An 18157-nucleotide genomic window follows, 5' to 3' on the forward strand; every position below is an offset into this window, starting at 1 on the left:
GATCGTTATGAAAAAATTTCTGATTCCTTTGGTCTTGTTCTTTGGTTTGGTGGTGTTTTTGGCGGTCGGCTTGAAGCTGGACCCTCGCGAAATTCCATCGCCGTTGGTGAACAAGTCTGCGCCTGAGTTCAGCCTGCCGACGCTGGCGGGAGACGCCAAGTTTTCCCCCAAGGACATGCTGGGGCAGGTGTGGATGTTCAATGTGTGGGCCACGTGGTGTGTCGCGTGTCGTGAAGAGCATCCGGTGCTGGTCGCTTTTGCGCAAAAAAACAGCGTGCCCATCGTGGGCTTGAGCTACAAAGAAATTCAGCCCCAAGATGCCGCCGCCAAAGCATCGGACGAGGTGAAGCTGCAAGTGGCGCGTGAGCGCAGCGTGGTGTGGCTCAAGCGCCATGGCAACCCTTACGTCACCTCGGTGATGGATTTGGACGGGCGCGTGGGCATCAACTACGGCGTTTACGGCGTGCCTGAGACCTACATCATCGACAAGCAGGGCGTCATCCGCTACAAGCGCGTGGGCGTGGTCACGCCCCAGTTGCTGGCCGACAAAATCTTGCCCCTGATTGAGGCGCTGAACAAATCATGACCTACGTTTTTTCTGTGAAGCTTTGGCTGGTTTCGGCTGCCGTTGCCATGTGTGCGACGACGGCTTCGGCGCAGATTGTGTCGCCTCAAGCGCCCAAGCCCATCCTCGCGCCAGCCCCAGTTCGTGAGGCTGCGCCTTTGGCCGATGACCCCAAGTTGGAAGCCCGCTTGGTCGATATTTCGCAAGAGTTGCGTTGTTTGGTGTGCCAAAACGAGTCCTTGGCGTCATCGCACGCCGAGTTGGCGGACGACTTACGACGCGAAGTGCGCGACTTGATTCGTCAAGGTAAAACCGACCAAGAAGTGAAAGACTTTTTGGTGGCCCGCTACGGTGACTTTGTGCTGTATCGCCCCGAAGTCAAACCCTTGACTTGGGTGCTGTGGTTTGGCCCCTTTTTGTTGCTGTTGGTCGCTGCGGTGTTGATGGGCGTTTATTTGCGCCAACGTCGCCAGCAGGTGCAGCCCGCGCCTTTGAGCGATGCAGATCGTGCACGTGCGCAGAAAATTTTGAAGGCTTGATGTGAACCCTGCTTTGACCTTTATCGTCTTGGCCGTCGGCCTGATTGCCGTCGTGTTGGTGGTGCTGTGCGTGGCCCTGTGGCGTGGTGCGCAAGCCGGTGCGTTGGCCTTGCAGGCGCGTGACGCAGCCCGCGATAACCCCGCGTTGGCCAACGCTGCCGTCTACCGCGATCAGCTGCTGGAGTTGGAGCGTGAGCACGCCTTGGGCAATTTGAATGACTCAGAGTTGCAGATCGCCCGCGATGAGTTGAGCCAGCGTTTGCTCGACGATGTGGGGCCTGCAGAGGCTGACGCTGATGCCTCAGATCGTGGGACGTCAGGTGGTGCGACGGCTGTATTTGCCCCGCGCCAACCTTGGGTTGGGTTGACGGCCTTGATCGTGTTGGTGCCGGTGTTGTCATTGGTGATGTACGGCCTGTTGGGGCAACCCGAAGCGTTGGACCCCTTGGCTTTGAAGCAGGGCGTGAGCAAAGAAGCCGAGGTCACGCCTGAAAAACTCGCCACCATGGCCGCCGCTTTGAGCCGCCGTTTGGAAGACGAGCCCAACAACGTGGAAGGTTGGGTCATGCTGGCGCGCGTGCAACGTGCCTTGGGTCAATTCGAGCCTTCGGGTCAATCCCTGCGCAAGGCCTTGGCTTTGAGCCAAGACGACAACTTGGCGATAGATTTGGCCGAGGTGCTCGCGCAGCAAAACGCGGGCAATTTTGCGGGCGAGCCTTGGGCCATCATTCAGCGCGTGCTGAAGGCTGATCCGCGCCACCTCAGCGGCTTGTTTTTGGCAGGCAGTGCCTCGTACACCGAATCGAACTACAGCGCTGCTTTGCGCTTTTGGGAGCGGGCCCGTGAGGTGGTTGCTGCCGATTCGCCCGATGCTCCCGAGCTCGACCGTGCCATTGCTGAGGCTCGCGACAAGTTGGGCATGGCGCCTGCTGCACCGAACGCCGCTTTGAAAACCTCGCCCAGCGTTGGTGGGCCTCAGGCGCAAATTCGCGGCCGTGTGAGTTTGGCGCCTGAGTTGGCCGGCAAAGCGGGCCCTCAAGACACCGTGTTTGTGTATGCCACCGCCGTCAATGGCTCACGCATGCCCGTCGCGATTGTGCGCACCACGGTCGCTGCCTTGCCCTTTGATTTTGTGCTAGACGACAGCACCGCCATGAACCCGAGCGCCAAGCTTTCCGGTCTGCCCGAAGTGACGGTGCGGGTGCGGGTGTCCATGAGTGGTCAAGCTGTGCCACAAGCGGGTGACATCATGGGCAGCGTGAGTCCCGTCAAGCTGGGCAGTCACGACCTGAAGTTGATCGCCAAAGACATCCAGCCTTGAACTGAACAAGCGAACCCCCTCAAGGGGGTGAGCCCATAAAAAATCCCCGCTGCGGCTTTTTGGCCGGAGCGGGGATTTTTTTGACCTGAGGTGAATGCGTCACCTCATGGACAACCTAGCGCAACTTACAGCAAGCCGTGCTGGCGTGCAAAGTGCAGGGTTTGTGTGCGGCTCTTCACGTCCAAACGACGGAACAGGCGCCACAAGTGAACCTTCACGGTGTGTTCGCTGATTTCGAGTTCGGCGGCAATGTCGCGGTTGCTCAAGCCACGGTCCAGCATGACGATGAGTTGCTTTTGACGCTTGGACAACTTGGTCTCACCCACCACCACGGTTTCTTCATCGCCGCCTTCGGCAGCAAACAAACCTTGAATAGCCGACGAAATTTCGGGAGCTGGGGTAGATTTTTCGAGGTACAAATCGGCGCCGGCCTCAATGCAGGTCTCTTCTGCTTCGCCAGCGGGCATGGAGGAAATCACCACCAATGGAATATCGCCGTACATCGTTTTGACTTCGCGCACAGCGCTCGTGCCTTTGACGCCTGGCAACAACAGATCGAGCACAAACAACTCGGGCTCACCGTTTTTGATGATGGCAGCTTGCAGTTCGCTGAACTTTTCCAATTCAACAACCTTGGAGGCGGGGCGCATGCGACGCAATAGCATGGCGATCGCTTGGCGAACCAAAGGATGGTCGTCGATGATGTACAAACTCATTTTTTATTACTCCAACAAATATCTTAGTAGTTTAGCCCCATGGCGTCACGGACATCGCGCATGGTCTCGCGCGCCGTGATGCGGGCTTTTTCTGTGCCTGCATCAACGATATCACGGACGATTTTAGGGTTTGCAATGTACGGTTCGGCACGTTCCAGCATGGGCTGCTGCTCGCGCAGGATGGCATCAATGATGGGTTGCTTACATTCTAAGCAACCAATACCTGCTGTTTTACAGCCTTGCGTCACCCATTGGCGTTGGTTTTCGTCTGAATAGACGATGTGGAATTGCCACACGGGGCATTTGTCGGGGTTGCCCACGTCGGTGCGTTTGACGCGAGCGGGATCGGTGGGCATGCGCTTGACTTTGTGTTCCAGCGTGGCACGGTCTTCTCGGATGGCAATCGAGTTGTTGTAGCTTTTGCTCATCTTGGCGCCATCTAGGCCGGGCAACTTGCTGGCTTCGGTCAACAGGGCTTGTGGTTCGGGCAAGATGACTTTGCCTGTGCCTTTGAAATAGCCTTCCAAGCGCTCACGGTCTTGGCTGTCGAGTTCTGGCGCAGAGGCCAAATAGCCTAGTGCACCTTCTGCGGCTTTGGCATCGCCTGTTTCTTGGTAGGTTTTGCGTGCTTTTTCGAAACGTTTGACGCTGTCTTTGGGTAATTTGGCCAAACTGACTTGCACTTTGGCTTCAGCATTGGTTTCGCGGCCGTAGAGGTGGTTGAAGCGGCGAGCGGCTTCGCGGGTCAGTTCGACGTGGCTCGATTGGTCTTCGCCGACAGGCACGTATTTGGCCTTGTACATCAAGATATCGGCGGCTTGCAGCAGCGGATAGCCCAAGAAGCCGTAGGTGGCGAGGTCTTTGTCTTTGAGTTTTTCTTGCTGGTCTTTGTAAGTGGGCACGCGCTCCAGCCAGCCGAGTGGTGTGCCCATGGCCAAGAGTGTGAACAATTCGGCGTGTTCAGGCAGGCGACTTTGCAAAAAGATGGTGCATTGGTTGGGGTCTAGGCCGACCGCCAGCCAGTCGATGACCATTTCGTACACATTCTTCTCGATCACCTCGCGACTTTCGTAATGCGTGGTGAGGGCGTGCCAATCGGCCACGAAATAGAAGCAATCCATCTCGGATTGCAAACGCACCCAGTTTTTCAAAGCGCCGTGGTAATGGCCCAAGTGCAAGGCGCCGGTGGGGCGCATGCCGGAGAGAACGCGTTCTTTCATGGATTAGGACTTCAGTAAAAATTCGAGGGGACTGAGCAACACGCTCAAGAGTTCAAATGTCAGCGTCATCAAGGGCGCCATCCAAAAGGTGTTGATGAAGCCCATCACCACCAAGGCCATGACGATGTAAAAGCCCCAAGGTTCGATCTTGGACAGCCACAGGGCTTGTTTCCAAGGCAGCAGGCCGACCAAGATGCGCCCGCCATCCAGCGGGGGCAAAGGAAATAGGTTGAAGGCAAACATCACCGCATTGACTTTGATGCCTGCTTTGGCGACTTCTAAAAAGAAACGTTCTTGCACGCCTGCACCTGCCAAGGCGTACAACACCACGCCCCAAAGCAGCGCTTGGACCAAGTTGGAGGCTGGGCCTGCCAACGCCACCCAAATCATGTCGCGTTTGGGGTGATTGAGGTTGCTAAAGCGCACGGGCACAGGGCGGGCATAGCCAAACAAAAAGTGACCGCCTGTGGCTAAAAACAAGATCACAGGCATCACCAAGGTGCCCATGGGGTCGATGTGCGGAAACGGGTTGAGGGTCACGCGGCCCATCATCCACGCCGTGTTGTCACCCAATCGATGTGCCACGTAACCATGCGCTGCCTCATGCAACGTGATGGCAAAGACCACGGGCAAGGCGTAAATCAAAATGGTTTGAATCAGATCAGGAAAATTCACGGAACTATTGTCGCATTGAAAGCCTAAAGGCCCTGTTTATGCGGCCTCACAGGCCTAAAACGTCTAAAGTTCCGCGTCCTTGGCGAATGACCTCAGGGTCACCGCCGCCGTCCATGGCTGTCAAGTCGACCACGGTGGTGGGTTCTAGTGCGCAGGCGCCTGCGTCGATGACGGCGGCCAGCTCGTGTTCAAAGCGGTCACGAATGTCTTCGGCGTCGTTCAAGGGCTCGGTGTCGCCGGGTGGGATCAAGGTGGTGGCCAGCAGTGGTGCGCCGTGCAATGCCAACAAGTCGAGCAAGGTGCGGTTCAGTGGCACGCGCAGACCAATGGTTTTGCGCTGTGGGTGGCTGACACGCCGTGGCACTTCTTTGGTGGCTTCCAAAATGAAGGTGTAGGCGCCAGGCGTGGCGGCTTTGAGCAAGCGGTATTGCCGGTTGTCGACTTTGGCGTAGTTGGCCAGTTCGGACAAGTCGCGACACATCAAGGTCAGGTGGTGTTTGTCATCGACTTGGCGAATGCGACGTAGGTGTTCTACGGCCGCTTTGTCGTCCAAGTGGCACACCAAGGCATAGCTAGAGTCGGTGGGAACGGCCAGCACACCGCCGCGCTCCAGCAAAGTCACGGCTTGTTTGAGCAAGCGTGGCTGCGGGTTGTCAGGATGAACTTGAAGAAACTGAGCCATGCCAACTCAAATTCGGTGGGCGCGGGCATGTTCGCGCTGGCTGAGCCAGCCTGCGCCTAAGCCGCACAAGGCAATCAGCAGCATGCCCAACATGGCAATGCGGTCGGGCACGTAGGCAAACACCAACCAGCCACCCAGCGTGGCAAACCCAATGCTGCTGTACAGAAAAGGCGTCACGCTGGCCGCTGGCGCTTTGGAGAAAGCGATGATCAACAAGTAGTGGCCCAAGGTGCCCGCAAAGCCAATCAGGCACATCAGCAGCCATTGGGTCTGCGTGAGATCGGTGGTCCAAGCGCTCAACACCAAAACTGACGCGATGGCAAAGCCTACCCAGCCCGTGTAGATGTGCATGGTGACGGGGCTTTCGGTCTTGGCCATGTGGCTGGTCAAGGTTTGAAAGCTGGCGTAGGCCACCACCATGGTCAACGGTAACCAAGCGGCGCTGGTGTCCATGCTGCCGCCTGGGCGCACGATCAACAGCGCGCCGGCTAAGCCGCCCATCACAAACAGCCAGCGCAAGCGCGAGACATGTTCTTTCATCACAAAACGCGCCAAAAATGTGACGGCAAGCGGGGTCAGCATGGCAATGGCGCTGAATTCAGCCACAGGCATGCGCTGCAAGCTGGCAAAGCCCAGCACGCTGCAAATGAGCAGCAGCAACCCACGCAGCATTTGCAGCTTGAAGCTGCCGGTTTGAAACATGCCCATGCCACGACGTGGCCACATCACCGCGGTGGTCGCCACCGCTTGGAAGGTGTAGCGAAACCACAGCACCATCAGCAAAGGCACGCTGGCTATCAAAAATTTGTTGGTGGTGTCGAGCACCGCAAAACAGGCCATGGCGATCACGGCGTAAGTCATGCCTGCAAAGGCGCCGTGTGCGGGACGTTTCATCACTGAATCCGGTGCGCCAGCGCGTCCCAGACGGGGCTGAGTTGGCCCGGCAACCAAGGCAAGGTGCCCAAGTCGATGCGGCTTTCGTCGGGGCTGTGAAAATCGCTGCCGCGTGAGGCGAACAGGTCGAATTCACGGGCCATGTCGGCGTATTCCACATATTCAGGCACGGTGTGACTGCCCGTCACCACTTCAACCCCTTGGCCGCCATAGGCTTTGAATTCGGTGAACAAGGCGTACTCTTCGTTGGCCGTGAAGTCGTACCGACCCGGGTGTGCGATCACCGCCATGCCTTGGGCTTGGGTGATCCACTGCACCGCGTTTTTGAGCGTGGCCCAGCGGTGAGGCACAAAACCGGGTTTGCCTTCGGTCAGGTAATTGCGAAACACCTCGTGGGTGTCTTGGCAGGCGCCGCTTTCGACCAAAAAGCGTGCAAAGTGGGTGCGTGAAATCAGCTCGGGGTTGCCCACAAACTTGAGCGCCCCTTCATAAGCACCGTGGATGCCCACTTTGGCCAAACCTTCGGCCATTTCTTGGGCGCGTTCGCTGCGGCCACCGCGTGTTTTGTAAAGACCGTCGATCAAGTCCGAGTTGGTGTGATCAAAGCCTAAACCCACGATGTGCACGGTTTTGTTGGCAAAGGTGACCGAGATTTCGGTACCTGTGAGGTATTTCATGTCTTGCGCTTGGGCGGCGGCGATGGCACGCGCTTGACCACTGATTTCGTCGTGGTCGGTCAAGGACCACAACTCGACGCCGTTGGCCTTGGCGCGCGCGGCGAGTTGTTCGGGGGTCAGGGTGCCGTCGGACATCACAGAGTGACAGTGCAGATCGGCGTTCAAGATAGAAGTACTCACGTTTTCCATTGTAGGCGCGGCAAGGCGACACGTGCATTCGCGGTGGTGACAGCCGCCAGTTCGCTCAACGACATGCCGCGTAACGCAGCCAAAACTTGGGCAATGCGTGGCAACTCGGCGGGCTCGTTGCGGCCTTGGGCAGTGCCCCCCGCACGTTGTTCAGCCGTGGCATAGAGCCAGTGTGGGGGAATGTCAGGCGCATCTGTTTCGAGCACCAGCGCCGACAGGGGCAGTTCCGTCGCTAGGCGGCGCAATTGCAAGGCCCGTTCGTAAGTCAAGGCCCCGCCAAACCCCAGCTTGAAACCCATGGTGATGAACGTTTGGGCTTGTTGCAGGCTGCCGTTGAAAGCGTGGGCAATGCCGCCCGTCACGCGTGTTTTGCGCAAACCCTGCAGCAGCCAATCTGCCGAGCGACGCACATGCAAGATCACGGGCAGCTGGTGGCGTTGGGCGAGTTCGAGTTGTGCTTGGTAAAACCACCGTTGCTGCGCCCAAGCTTCTGGCGTGTTGAGGCTGGGCACAAACCCATCCAAGCCAATTTCACCCACCGCGACCAAATGGGGGTCATCTCGGTTGGCGTGCAAGGCGGCGTCGAGTTGGTCCAAGTGCTCTGGCGTGGCTTGCGGTGTGTAGAGCGGGTGAATGCCCAAGGCGTAATGGTCCCCTTGGGCATGGGCTAAGTCGCGCACAGTTTCAAAATTGGCCGCGGCCACGGCAGGTATCACGCAGTGCGCCACCCCTGCTTGGTGCGCACGTTCGCGGACCGCGCTGCGGTCGGCATCAAATTCGGCGGCGTCGAGGTGGCAGTGCGTGTCGATCCATGAAGGCATGTGGCACAGCGTACCAAACTCGCTGAAACGGGCGGATCTGCGCGAAGGCGTGGTGTGTCACGCCTCGCGTCTGTGCGCGATGCTCAGCGTGATGTGGCCAGGGCCGCGCCCAACGCGAACACCGAGTTGGGGGCCTTCACTTTGAAAGCACCATCGTTGCGTTGCGCAAAAATACCGCGCTTGCTGGCTGGGCGTGCTTCGACATTCGCGCCTTTGGCCAACGATTCGGTCATCAATTGACGCAAGGTGATAGAGGACAAGTGGTCCACCATTTTCTGGTTCAGGTTGTTCCACAGGTCGTGGGTGAGCAGGCTGCTGCCATCGGCGTCCTTTTGTTGGTCTGGGGCGTTGTTGGCGTCAGCATCGACCGCGCTGATGATGTCTGCCACGCTGATGCTTTGGGCGGCACGCGCCAAGGTGTAGCCGCCGCCGGGGCCGCGTGTGCTTTCCACCAATTCATATTTGCGCAACTTGCTGAACAACTGTTCCAGATAGGACAGTGAAATGTGCTGACGCGCGCTGATGGCGGCCAAGGCGACGGGCCCTTGGGCCTCGCGCAAAGCCACATCGATCATGGCGGTGACGGCAAATCTGCTTTTGGTACTTAAACGCATCTCAAACTCCTTTGTTCGATCGCGGGCAAGAAATACCCGATGGCTGAACTCTAGGCCTGAAAACACTTCGTGTAAATTCGTTTTTTTGGTTTAATTACTTCGTTAAAAACGAATAATCAAAACACTCGGTATGAATTTCAAGCACCTTTACTATTTTTGGGTCACGGCCCGTGCAGGGGGGGTGATGCGTGCGGGTGAGCAGCTGCACACCACGCCTCAAACCTTGTCCGGTCAGATCAAGCTGCTCGAAGACAGCTTGGGGCGGCAGTTGTTTCGCAAGAGCGGTCGCCAGCTGGAGTTGACCGACGATGGTCGCACCGCGTTGGGCTACGCCGATGGCATTTTTAACCTCGGCGCCGAGCTTCAAAATGCCATGCGTCAAGCGGGCAACGACATGCGAACCTTGGATTTTCGGGTGGGCGTGGCCGATTCGGTGGCCAAGTCTGTGGCGTACCGCTTGTTGGAGCCTGCGATGTCGATCGCACAACCCGTGCGGCTGATCGGCAGCGAAGGCAAGTTTCCCGATTTGTTGGCGCAATTGGCCCTGCACCGTCTCGACTTGGTGATTGCCGATGAACCGCTGTCAAGGCGCATCAGCGTCAAAGCGTTCAACCATGCCTTGGGCACCACCCCAATGAGCTTTTTTTGCACGCCTACGCTCAGAGCCACGCTGCAAGGGGAGTTTCCGCAATGCCTGCACAACGCGCCCATGTTGATTCAGGGGGCCGCATCGTCGGTGCGTCAGCAGTTAGAAGGCTGGCTCGCCAAACACCATCTGCAGCCGCGTGTGGTGGGGGAGTTTGACGATGGCGCTTTGATGACTGCCTTTGGACGAGAGGGGCGGGGCGTGTTCATGTCGCCCAGTGTGCTGGAGGATGAAACCGTGGCGCACTATGGCGTTGAGGTGTTGGGTCGCACCGAGGAGCTGGTGGAGGAGTTTTTTGCGGTGTCGGTGGAGCGACGCATCAGCCATCCGTGTGTGGCCGCTATCACGCAAAACGCGCGTGGGCGTTTGTTCAATGGCTGATGCTGTGCGCCAACCGGCTTAAGCGTAGGCGTGCAAACGACCCCGTCGGTCGTAAGTGGTCAGCACCATCGGCGTCGTGGGATCCCTGTTGAGTGCTTGGTTGAGGTACGCATGGCCGCGCTCTGAGGCTGAGGCCAACTGCGCACGTTGGTGGCCTTGGTCGTAAACACGTCGACTTTCGGGGCACGACAAGACGTCGTACGCTTTGTTCAGCTCAGCCATCACCGAGCCGTCTATCGCGCTGTGTGCATGGCGGTCGGGGTGGTGACGCAGTGCCAATGCACGGTAAGCCGCCCGAATGACCTCGGGGGCTGCCGTCGGGGCCACGCCCAGCACTGCATACAAGTCTTTGAATCCGTCCATGAGACGAATTAGACACTAAAAATATCTTTAAGTAGTACTAAATATTAAATAAATTCAAATGAATCTATTTGAAAGCTTTATCCAGACAGCTGACCAAGGCTGAGTTGCAGCTGTCGGTCGCAGCGAGCGGCCAAGCTCGCATCGTGGGTGACCAGCACAAAGGCGGTGCCTTGGTCGCGGGCCAATTGCAGCATCAGTTCGAACACTTGGTCGGCGGTGTGGCGGTCGAGGTTGCCTGTGGGCTCGTCGGCCAGTACGCAGGCAGGGCGGGTGACCAAGGCGCGTGCGATGGCGACGCGCTGGCGTTCGCCGCCCGACAACTCGGAGGGGCGGTGGTGTAAACGTGCGCCCAAGCCCACGGCCTCCAACATGGCTTGCGCTTGAGCGCTGGCAGCTGCACGGTCCATGCGGCGAATCCACAGTGGCATGGCCACGTTGTCGAGCGCGGTGAACTCGGGCAACAGGTGGTGAAACTGGTAGACAAAGCCCAAATGCTGGTTGCGCAAATCACCCAGTTCGGCGGCACTCAGGCCCTGTAAATCGTGGCCCATCAGCGAGACACGCCCCGTGCTTGGCGTGTCCAGACCGCCCAACACATGCAGCAAGGTGCTTTTGCCCGAGCCCGAGGTGCCGACGATGGCCACGGTTTCGCCCGCATGGATGTCGAGGTGAATGTTTTGCAGCACCGTCACATCCAAGGGGCCTTCCGTGAAACGGCGGCTCAGGTTGCGGGCCGTCAACACGGCTGGGGTGGTCGAAGCGTTCATGGTGCGCGGGGTGTCATTCATAGCGCAGCGCTTGTGCGGGGTTGATGCGGCTGGCACGCCAGCTCGGGTAAATCGTGGCCACAAAAGCCATGGCCAACGAAATCAAGGCGATGGGCCAAATGTCGGCAGCTTGTGGGTCGCTGGGCATGCGGCTGATGAGGTAAATGTCACGCGGCAAAAAGCTGGCGCCTAGCGCGTTTTCAATGGCCGGCACGATCACGTCGATGTTGCAGGCCACGCCCAGCCCCAGCAGCAATCCGCCCAAAGTGCCCATCACGCCCACCGTCGCGCCTTGCACCACAAAAATACCCATGATGCTGCGCGGGCTGGCGCCTAAGGTGCGCAAGATGGCGATGTCGGCGCGTTTGTCGGTCACGGTCATCACCAGCGTGGTGACGAGGTTGAACGCTGCCACGGCCACGATCAGGGTGAGGATGATGAACATCATGCGTTTTTCCACCTGCACCGCTGCAAACCAGGTGCGGTTTTGGCGGGTCCAATCGCGCACGATCACTTCAGGGCCGAAGCTGACGGCCAATTCGCTGGCCACGCCCCGAGCCTGTTGGCCGTCTTGGAGTTTCAGTCGCACGCCGCTGGGCGACTCGAGGCGGAAGATGCGTTGCGCATCCTCGATGTGCATCAGCACCAAGGTGGCGTCGTATTCGTAATGGCCGGAGTCGAACAGGCCGGCCACGTTGAGTTGCTTTAAGCGTGGCATGACGCCCGCAGGTGTCACTTGGCCACCGGGGGCCACCAGCGTCACGCGGTCGCCCACGCGCACGCCCAAGGCATGGGCCAATTCCCCGCCCAGCACCACGTTGAAGCTGCCCTCTGTCAAAGCACCGCGTACGTCGGGGGGCAATTGCAGGGTGAAGTCGGTCACTTGGGTTTCGAGTTCGGGCTCAATGCCGCGCACCAAGGCGCCGCGCATGTCGTCGCCACGCGCCATCAGGGCTTGTTGCGCCACAAACGGCGCTGCGGCCACGACAGAGGCGTTGCGCTTGGCTTGGGCCATGACCGCATTCACATCGGCAAAGCCTTCGCCACTTGTGGAGAGCAATTCAATGTGGGCGACGACGGCCAGCATGCGGTCGCGCACTTCTTTTTGAAAGCCGTTCATCACGCTCAACACGATGATGAGGGCCGCCACGCCCAGCGCGATGCCCAGCATCGACACGCCCGAGATGAAGGAAATAAAGCCGTTGCGCCCCGCCACTCGACCCGCACGCGTGTAGCGCCAGCCAATGAGAAGCTCGTAAGGGAGTTTGGAGGAAGTGCTGTTCATGACGAGCGTGATTGTGTCACTGGCTGGGCTGCCCATCACGGACAATCAGCCCCATGCCCTTTGAGATGTTTGATTCCCCGCGCCCCACCACGCTGCTGCCGTTTTCGCTTTGGTCGGCCCAAGGCCCAGAAGCCGGCGTCTTGGCCCAGCAAGCGTTGCCTCACCTGCGTCAATGGTTGATGCAGTCGCAACGCGTGGGGGTCGCGGTTGACGCGCCCGTTGACCCTTTGCTGGCCACCTTGACGCCCCCGCACGAGCGAGCTTGGGCCCACGCCGTGGGTTGGCCGCTGGTGGATGGAGGTTTGCCGTGGGCGGCGCAAGCGGCGCCGGAGCGCGGCGATTGGGCGTTCATCAGTTTGTGCAATTGGCACGTCAGTAACGGCCAAGTGACCTTGGGCGATCCCGTGCATTTGGCGCTGGACGCCGACACCGATGCTGTCTTGTTCAACGCGATGCAGCCGTTTTTTGCGGAAGACGGCATCGACTTATTGCCCTACAAACCCGGCCAATGGCTGGCGCGTTCGCCCTTGTTTGCTGACCTGCGCACGGCGAGTTTGGACCGCGTGATTGGCCGCAACATCGATCCGTGGCTGGTGGGCTGCGAAACCGGGGCGGAGCGTTTGAGCCCCGCGGCACAGCTGGTGCGTCGTTTGCAAAACGAAATGCAAATGTTGCTCTACACCCACCCCGTCAACGACCACCGCCGTTTGACCATCAACTCATTTTGGGTGCATGGCACGGGCACCTTGCCCATTGACGCCAAGGCGGCCAGCGTTGACGCGTCATCTGCCGCAAAGCCGCTGGCGTACCCCGCACCCACCGTGGTGCAGACCCTGCGCAGCAGCGCCTTGCAGCAAGACTTCATCGGTTGGTTGGAGGCGTGGCACAGCGTGGATGCCGAGGTCATCGCCCCCTTGCTGGCGCGCGTGGCAGCGGGTGAGCCTCAGCGCTTGGTGCTGTGCGGTGAGCATGAATTTCAGGTCTACGACAGCGCTGCGCCCAGCCTTTGGCAACGCCTGCGTCAGCGCTTCGCCCCCATTTCTTTAGACACCGTGTTGGCCGTTGCGCCCTTGAAAGATTGAGCCTCATGCAATTCATTCCCCGTGACATGCCGCCCCGCAGCATTTGGGCGCTTGAGCAAGCGGGTGTTCACCCCTTGCTGGCGCGTTTGTATGCCGCGCGTGGCATCAGCCAAGCCACCACCCTTGACGTGGCGCTGGCGCACTTGCTGCCACCCACCAGTTTGAAGGGCATCGAAGCTGCCGCCGTGTTGCTGGCCGATGCGATGGCCGCCAACAAAAAGCTCTGCATCGTGGCCGACTATGACTGCGATGGCGCCACCGCCTGTGCCGTCGCGGTGCGCGGCCTGCGCTTGCTGGGCGCGCGTCAGGTGAGCTACATCGTGCCCGACCGCGTGGTCGACGGCTACGGCCTCACGCCGCCGATTGCCGAGCGCGTCAAAGCCAGCGGCGCCGATGTGTTGATCACGGTGGACAACGGCATTGCCAGCGTCGACGGCGTCGCTACTGCGCGTGCCTTGGGCTTGCAAGTGCTGGTGACCGACCACCATTTGCCAGCCGCTGTGCTGCCCGAGGCCGATGCCATCGTCAACCCCAACCAACCGGGTTGCACGTTCGAGAGCAAGTCGCTCGCCGGTGTGGGGGTGATGTTTTATGTGCTGTTGGTGCTGCGCGCGGAACTGCGCAAGCGCGGCGTGTTCACTGCCGAGCAGCAGCCCAAGCTCGACACCTTGCTGCCCTTGGTGGCTTTGGGGACGGTGGCCGACGTGGTCAAACTCGATGCCAACAACCGCCGTTTGGTGGCGCAAGGTTTGGCGCGTGTACGCAAAGGGCAAATGCCCGCTGGCATGAGTGCTTTGTTTGTCGCCTCAGGCCGTCAAAGCGCCACCTGCACGTCGCAAGATTTTGGCTTTGCGCTGGGGCCGCGCATCAATGCGGCAGGCCGCTTGTCCGACATGACGCTGGGCATTGAGTGCCTCACCACCGACGATGTAGGCCGTGCCACCGACTTGGCCACCCAGCTCGACCGCATCAACCGCGAACGCCGCGAGATTGAAGGCGACATGCGCGAACAAGCGCTTGAACTCGCACAAGAAATGTTCGACCCCGAAGAGGAACCGCCCTCCGCCTTGTGCGTGTTTGACCCCGACTTCCACGAAGGCGTGGTGGGCATCGTCGCCTCCAAGCTCAAAGATTTGCACCACCGTCCCACGTTTGTGTTCGCGCCCAGCCAAGCGGCAGGCAAGGGGCATGAGCTCAAAGGTTCGGGCCGCTCCATTCCCGGCTTTCATTTGCGCGATGCGCTGGACTTGGTGGCCAAGCGTCACCCCGGCGTGTTGCTGCGCTTTGGCGGGCACGCCATGGCGGCAGGCTGCACCTTGGAAGAGGACAACCTCGCCACCTTTGAAGAAGCCCTGCAGCAAGTCGCCGCCGAGTGGCTGGACGCGGCCACCTTGCAACGCTGCTTAGAAACCGACGGCCCTTTGCTGCCCGAGTACCGCCGCCCCGAGCTGGCCGACACGCTGGCCCGCGAGGTGTGGGGCCAAGGTTTTGCACCGCCCACTTTCAGCGAAAACATCGAGGTGTTGGGGCAACGTTTGGTGGGTGAAAAACATTTGGCCCTGAAGCTGCGCCACCAAGGTCAGCCTGTCGATGGCATTTGGTTTGGTCGCGTTGATCCGCTGCCCTCTGTAGCGCATCTGGCCTTTCGCCTCGAAGCCGATGAATGGCAAGGCAACAAGCGCGTGCGCTTTGTGATTGAAGGCATGGCCGAGTAACGAAAGAACAGCATGGCGACCAAGAAAAAACTCCAACTCCCCGAAGTCAATTTCTCTGATTACGGCGACACCCGTTATCTGCATTTGGGCACCCCGTGGGTGCAAGGCTCGATGAACATTGAAAAGCCTTTTGACATTGACCTTGAATACGTGCAACGCATGATGGCGTGGCTGTTGTTCGTGGACATCGACCAAGTGGGCAGGCGCCACGCCATGCAATTGGGCTTGGGCTCGGCGGCGTTGACCAAGTTCTCGTTCAAGCAATTGCGCATGAAAACCACCGCGATTGAGATCAACCCGCAAGTCGTGGCCGCCTGCCGCCTGTGGTTCAAGCTGCCCGCCGACAGCGCCAAGCTGCAAGTGGTGTTGGGCGACGCCGCCGAGGTGGCCAAGCACGACCACTGGCGCGGTCAGATTGACGCCTTGCAGGTCGATCTGTACGACCACGAAGCGGCGTCGCCTGTGCTCGACAGTGCCGAGTTTTACGCCGATTGCCGCCAACTGTTGACCGACGAGGGTTGCATGACCGTCAACTTGTTTGGACGCAGCTCCAGTTTTGCGCAAAGCGTGGAAAAGATGGCGGCGGCTTTTGGTGCCGACGCGCTCTGGGCGTTCAAACCCACGCGCGAGGGCAACACCATTGTGTTGGCCCAACGCACGCCCACATCGGTCAAACGTCCCGAGCTGATGGCCCGTGCCGAAGCCATTCAAGCCCGCTGGCCATCGCTGCCCGCGACCAAGTGGTTGCGGGTCTTCAAACCCTTGAAACCCGCATGAATATAGGGTTTACCCCTTGTCTCTCAGGTTTCTAACGTAGGTGGAACCCACATCATTCGTCAGGCTTTAGCCCTTCACAATTTGCGCACTTTCGCAGTTTTGTTTGAGGAGACGAAATGATCAAAAGTCAAAAAGACTTTTTCTCCGGCCTGATGTTCGCACTGGTCGGTGGTGGTTTTGCCTGGGGCGCCACTAACTACACGGTCGGTACTGGCGCTCGCATGGGCCCTGGCTACTTCCCGCTGTTGCTGGGCATCGCTTTGGCTGTGCTGGGCGCTTTCATCATGTTTTACTCGTTGGTCGAGCACACAGAAGATGGCGACAAAGTGGGCAAATTTGCTTGGAAACCCATCGGCTACGTGCTGGGTGCCAACGTGGCCTTCGGTATTTTGTTGGGTGGCTTGCCCAGCATTGGCCTGCCTGCGATGGGCTTGATCATGGCGATTTTTGCCTTGGTCATCATCGCCAGCAAAGCCGGTGAGACCTTCGTGCTCAAAGAAGTGCTGATTCTGGCCACGATCTTGTCGGTGGGCAGCTACTTGGCTTTCATCGTGCTGCTGAAATTGCAGATGCCTGTGTGGCCCACCTTCATCACTGGTTGAGCCGGGAGAAATAAAAAATGGATTTGATTGCAAACCTCTCACTAGGTTTTGGTGTGGCGTTCACGCCCATCAACCTCATGTACGCCTTGGTCGGTTGTATCTTGGGCACGCTGATTGGCGTGCTGCCAGGCATTGGCCCTGTGGCGACCATCGCCATGTTGTTGCCCGCCACTTACGCGCTGCCCCCTGTGTCCGCGCTGATTATGTTGGCTGGTATTTATTACGGCGCCCAATACGGTGGTTCAACCACTGCGATTTTGGTGAACTTGCCTGGTGAATCGTCGTCGGTGGTGACCACCATTGACGGTTACCAAATGGCTCGCAAAGGCCGCGCAGGTCCCGCGTTGGCGGCTGCTGGCTTGGGTTCGTTCTTCGCTGGTTCTGTGGGTACCTTGATCTTGGCTGCCTTCGCGCCTCCTTTGACAGAACTCGCGTTCAAGTTTGGCCCTGCTGAATATTTCTCGCTCATGATTTTGGGCTTGGTCGGCGCGGTGGTGTTGGCTTCGGGCTCTTTGCTCAAAGCGATTGCCATGATCGTGTTGGGCCTCTTGATGGGCTTGATCGGTACCGACGTGAACTCGGGTGTGGCACGTTTCAGCTTTGACATCCCCGAACTCACCGACGGTGTGGGCTTTGTGGTGGTGGCGATGGGCGTGTTCGGTTACGGCGAGATCATTTCGAACTTGTCGCAACCCGAAGACGAGCGCGAAGTGTTCACGGCCAAGGTGGAAGGTTTGTTCCCCACCAAGGAAGACTTCAAGAACATGCTGCCTGCGGTCATTCGCGGTACAGCGTTGGGCTCTATCCTCGGCGTGTTGCCGGGTGGGGGTGCCTTGTTGGCTGCGTTTGCGGCTTACACCATCGAGAAGAAAACCAAGCTGCGTCCAGGCGAAGTGCCATTCGGTCAAGGCAACATCCGCGGTGTGGCGGCGCCTGAGTCGGCCAACAACGCCGGTGCCCAAACCTCCTTCATCCCATTGCTCACCTTGGGTATTCCACCCAACGCCGTGATGGCTTTGATGGTGGGTGCGATGACCATTCACAACATCCAACCCGGTCCACAGGTGATGACCAGCAACCCCGAGTTGTTCTGGGGTCTGATTGCCTCGATGTGGATCGGTAACTTGATGCTCGTGATCTTGAACTTGCCTTTGATCGGCATGTGGATCAAGTTGTTGTCTGTGCCTTACCGCTTCTTGTTCCCCGCCATCGTGCTGTTCTGTGCGATTGGTGTGTACTCGACCAACAACAACACCTTTGACATCTGGATGGTCGCGGCCTTTGGCTTCGTGGGTTATACCTTCGTCAAGTTGGGTGTAGAACCAGCGCCTTTGTTGCTCGGCTTCATCTTGGGCCCCATGATGGAAGAGAACCTGCGTCGCGCCCTGTTGCTGTCGCGTGGTGACTGGACCGTGTTTGGTACCCGTCCCTTGTCAGCAGGTTTACTGGCGGCTGCCGCCTTGCTCTTGGTGATCGTGCTCTTGCCGTCGATCAAGTCCAAGCGAGAAGAAGCCTTCGTGGAAGATTAATTCTGTTCATTCAGTTTTGACTTTGAAAACGGCACCTTCGGGTGCCGTTTTGCATGGCGAGCCAGCTTGTATGCGCCACAATCTCTTAACACTGAAA

Annotated in this window: 20 protein-coding genes; 9 read left to right on the top strand and 11 right to left on the bottom strand. The window is 58.9% G+C overall.

Annotated features, from left to right (window positions below; translation table 11 throughout):
• Window positions 1-7 precede the first annotated feature (7 nt).
• Genes RMS95_RS01905 through ccmI form a run of 3 tightly spaced genes read left to right on the top strand, consistent with a single transcriptional unit; the run spans window position 8 to window position 2425 of the window.
• Window positions 8-586, top strand: a complete 579-nt coding sequence (locus RMS95_RS01905; protein ID WP_310643093.1) for a DsbE family thiol:disulfide interchange protein — start codon at window positions 8-10, stop codon at window positions 584-586.
• The gene (locus RMS95_RS01910; RefSeq protein WP_310643095.1) at window positions 583-1104 is read left to right on the top strand and encodes a cytochrome c-type biogenesis protein; all 522 of its coding nucleotides are present in this window, start codon (window positions 583-585) and stop codon (window positions 1102-1104) included. The genes RMS95_RS01905 and RMS95_RS01910 overlap by 4 nt, the downstream gene beginning before the upstream one ends.
• A 1-nt stretch (window position 1105) precedes the next feature.
• Window positions 1106-2425: a c-type cytochrome biogenesis protein CcmI gene (ccmI, locus tag RMS95_RS01915; RefSeq protein ID WP_310643097.1), complete on the top strand. Its 1320-nt coding sequence runs from the start codon at window positions 1106-1108 to the stop codon at window positions 2423-2425.
• A 125-nt stretch (window positions 2426-2550) separates the two neighbouring features.
• On the opposite strand, the gene RMS95_RS01920 is transcribed toward ccmI, so the two are convergent.
• The 8 genes from RMS95_RS01920 to RMS95_RS01955 form a co-directional block, all read right to left on the bottom strand.
• Window positions 2551-3141: a response regulator transcription factor gene (locus RMS95_RS01920; RefSeq protein WP_310643099.1), complete on the bottom strand. Its 591-nt coding sequence runs from the start codon at window positions 3139-3141 to the stop codon at window positions 2551-2553.
• Window positions 3142-3164: 23 nt separating this feature from the next.
• Window positions 3165-4361, bottom strand: a complete 1197-nt coding sequence (locus RMS95_RS01925) for a tryptophan--tRNA ligase (protein WP_310643101.1) — start codon at window positions 4359-4361, stop codon at window positions 3165-3167.
• Between the two features lie 3 nt (window positions 4362-4364).
• On the bottom strand, window positions 4365-5036 hold the full coding sequence (locus RMS95_RS01930) for a site-2 protease family protein (protein WP_310643103.1): 672 nt from the start codon (window positions 5034-5036) through the stop codon (window positions 4365-4367).
• A 46-nt stretch (window positions 5037-5082) separates the two neighbouring features.
• Window positions 5083-5718 (bottom strand): L-threonylcarbamoyladenylate synthase, encoded by a 636-nt coding sequence (locus RMS95_RS01935; RefSeq protein WP_310643105.1) that lies wholly within the window; start codon window positions 5716-5718, stop codon window positions 5083-5085.
• Window positions 5719-5724: 6 nt separating this feature from the next.
• Complete coding sequence (locus RMS95_RS01940; protein WP_310643108.1) at window positions 5725-6612, bottom strand: DMT family transporter; 888 nt, start codon at window positions 6610-6612, stop codon at window positions 5725-5727.
• Window positions 6612-7469, bottom strand: coding sequence for a 3',5'-nucleoside bisphosphate phosphatase (locus RMS95_RS01945; protein WP_405023347.1), 858 nt, complete (start codon window positions 7467-7469; stop codon window positions 6612-6614). Before RMS95_RS01945 ends, RMS95_RS01940 begins: the two co-directional genes overlap by 1 nt.
• Window positions 7466-8299, bottom strand: coding sequence for a TatD family hydrolase (locus RMS95_RS01950; RefSeq protein WP_310643111.1), 834 nt, complete (start codon window positions 8297-8299; stop codon window positions 7466-7468). The genes RMS95_RS01945 and RMS95_RS01950 overlap by 4 nt, the downstream gene beginning before the upstream one ends.
• Window positions 8300-8382: 83 nt before the next feature.
• Window positions 8383-8913 (bottom strand): Rrf2 family transcriptional regulator, encoded by a 531-nt coding sequence (locus tag RMS95_RS01955; RefSeq protein ID WP_310643113.1) that lies wholly within the window; start codon window positions 8911-8913, stop codon window positions 8383-8385.
• A gap of 130 nt (window positions 8914-9043) precedes the next feature.
• Between RMS95_RS01955 and nhaR the strand changes: the two genes are divergently transcribed.
• Window positions 9044-9940: a transcriptional activator NhaR gene (gene nhaR / locus RMS95_RS01960; protein WP_310643114.1), complete on the top strand. Its 897-nt coding sequence runs from the start codon at window positions 9044-9046 to the stop codon at window positions 9938-9940.
• A gap of 18 nt (window positions 9941-9958) precedes the next feature.
• On the opposite strand, the gene RMS95_RS01965 is transcribed toward nhaR, so the two are convergent.
• The 3 genes from RMS95_RS01965 to RMS95_RS01975 all read right to left on the bottom strand — a co-directional run bounded on the left by RMS95_RS01965 (window position 9959) and on the right by RMS95_RS01975 (window position 12355).
• Entirely contained in the window at window positions 9959-10303 is a 345-nt protein-coding gene (locus RMS95_RS01965) for a J domain-containing protein (RefSeq protein ID WP_310643115.1), read from the bottom strand.
• Window positions 10304-10380: 77 nt separating this feature from the next.
• Window positions 10381-11091: a lipoprotein-releasing ABC transporter ATP-binding protein LolD gene (gene lolD / locus RMS95_RS01970; protein ID WP_310643117.1), complete on the bottom strand. Its 711-nt coding sequence runs from the start codon at window positions 11089-11091 to the stop codon at window positions 10381-10383.
• Entirely contained in the window at window positions 11084-12355 is a 1272-nt protein-coding gene (locus tag RMS95_RS01975) for a lipoprotein-releasing ABC transporter permease subunit (RefSeq protein WP_310643119.1), read from the bottom strand. Before RMS95_RS01975 ends, lolD begins: the two co-directional genes overlap by 8 nt.
• Before the next feature lie 53 nt (window positions 12356-12408).
• On the opposite strand from RMS95_RS01975, the gene RMS95_RS01980 reads away from it, so the two are divergent.
• The 5 genes from RMS95_RS01980 to RMS95_RS02000 all read left to right on the top strand — a co-directional run bounded on the left by RMS95_RS01980 (window position 12409) and on the right by RMS95_RS02000 (window position 18060).
• A complete protein-coding gene (locus tag RMS95_RS01980; RefSeq protein WP_310643121.1) occupies window positions 12409-13437 on the top strand; it encodes a phosphoglycerate mutase in 1029 nt (342 codons plus the stop codon).
• Between the two features lie 5 nt (window positions 13438-13442).
• Window positions 13443-15152, top strand: a complete 1710-nt coding sequence (gene recJ, locus RMS95_RS01985; protein ID WP_310643122.1) for a single-stranded-DNA-specific exonuclease RecJ — start codon at window positions 13443-13445, stop codon at window positions 15150-15152.
• A 12-nt stretch (window positions 15153-15164) separates the two neighbouring features.
• Complete coding sequence (locus tag RMS95_RS01990) at window positions 15165-15929, top strand: spermidine synthase (RefSeq protein WP_310643124.1); 765 nt, start codon at window positions 15165-15167, stop codon at window positions 15927-15929.
• A gap of 116 nt (window positions 15930-16045) precedes the next feature.
• A complete protein-coding gene (locus tag RMS95_RS01995; protein WP_310643125.1) occupies window positions 16046-16531 on the top strand; it encodes a tripartite tricarboxylate transporter TctB family protein in 486 nt (161 codons plus the stop codon).
• A gap of 17 nt (window positions 16532-16548) precedes the next feature.
• Window positions 16549-18060: a tripartite tricarboxylate transporter permease gene (locus tag RMS95_RS02000; RefSeq protein ID WP_310643127.1), complete on the top strand. Its 1512-nt coding sequence runs from the start codon at window positions 16549-16551 to the stop codon at window positions 18058-18060.
• The last annotated feature ends 97 nt before the right edge of the window (window positions 18061-18157 follow it).

It is taken from the genome of Limnohabitans sp., from assembly GCF_031539175.1.
Taxonomy (GTDB): Bacteria; Pseudomonadota; Gammaproteobacteria; order Burkholderiales; family Burkholderiaceae_C; genus Limnohabitans.

What these genes read in the sequence shown, in the direction of transcription:
- RMS95_RS01905 (WP_310643093.1), top strand. Translation starts at nt 8, where the DNA reads ATGAAAAAATTTCTGATTCCTTTGGTCTTGTTCTTTGGTTTGGTGGTG.
- RMS95_RS01910 (WP_310643095.1), top strand. Translation starts at nt 583, where the DNA reads ATGACCTACGTTTTTTCTGTGAAGCTTTGGCTGGTTTCGGCTGCCGTT.
- RMS95_RS01920 (WP_310643099.1), bottom strand. Translation starts at nt 3,141, where the DNA reads ATGAGTTTGTACATCATCGACGACCATCCTTTGGTTCGCCAAGCGATC.
- RMS95_RS01925 (WP_310643101.1), bottom strand. Translation starts at nt 4,361, where the DNA reads ATGAAAGAACGCGTTCTCTCCGGCATGCGCCCCACCGGCGCCTTGCAC.
- RMS95_RS01935 (WP_310643105.1), bottom strand. Translation starts at nt 5,718, where the DNA reads ATGGCTCAGTTTCTTCAAGTTCATCCTGACAACCCGCAGCCACGCTTG.
- RMS95_RS01940 (WP_310643108.1), bottom strand. Translation starts at nt 6,612, where the DNA reads ATGAAACGTCCCGCACACGGCGCCTTTGCAGGCATGACTTACGCCGTG.
- RMS95_RS01950 (WP_310643111.1), bottom strand. Translation starts at nt 8,299, where the DNA reads ATGCCTTCATGGATCGACACGCACTGCCACCTCGACGCCGCCGAATTT.
- RMS95_RS01955 (WP_310643113.1), bottom strand. Translation starts at nt 8,913, where the DNA reads ATGCGTTTAAGTACCAAAAGCAGATTTGCCGTCACCGCCATGATCGAT.
- nhaR (WP_310643114.1), top strand. Translation starts at nt 9,044, where the DNA reads ATGAATTTCAAGCACCTTTACTATTTTTGGGTCACGGCCCGTGCAGGG.
- RMS95_RS01965 (WP_310643115.1), bottom strand. Translation starts at nt 10,303, where the DNA reads ATGGACGGATTCAAAGACTTGTATGCAGTGCTGGGCGTGGCCCCGACG.
- lolD (WP_310643117.1), bottom strand. Translation starts at nt 11,091, where the DNA reads ATGAATGACACCCCGCGCACCATGAACGCTTCGACCACCCCAGCCGTG.
- RMS95_RS01975 (WP_310643119.1), bottom strand. Translation starts at nt 12,355, where the DNA reads ATGAACAGCACTTCCTCCAAACTCCCTTACGAGCTTCTCATTGGCTGG.
- RMS95_RS01980 (WP_310643121.1), top strand. Translation starts at nt 12,409, where the DNA reads ATGCCCTTTGAGATGTTTGATTCCCCGCGCCCCACCACGCTGCTGCCG.
- recJ (WP_310643122.1), top strand. Translation starts at nt 13,443, where the DNA reads ATGCAATTCATTCCCCGTGACATGCCGCCCCGCAGCATTTGGGCGCTT.
- RMS95_RS01990 (WP_310643124.1), top strand. Translation starts at nt 15,165, where the DNA reads ATGGCGACCAAGAAAAAACTCCAACTCCCCGAAGTCAATTTCTCTGAT.
- RMS95_RS01995 (WP_310643125.1), top strand. Translation starts at nt 16,046, where the DNA reads ATGATCAAAAGTCAAAAAGACTTTTTCTCCGGCCTGATGTTCGCACTG.
- RMS95_RS02000 (WP_310643127.1), top strand. Translation starts at nt 16,549, where the DNA reads ATGGATTTGATTGCAAACCTCTCACTAGGTTTTGGTGTGGCGTTCACG.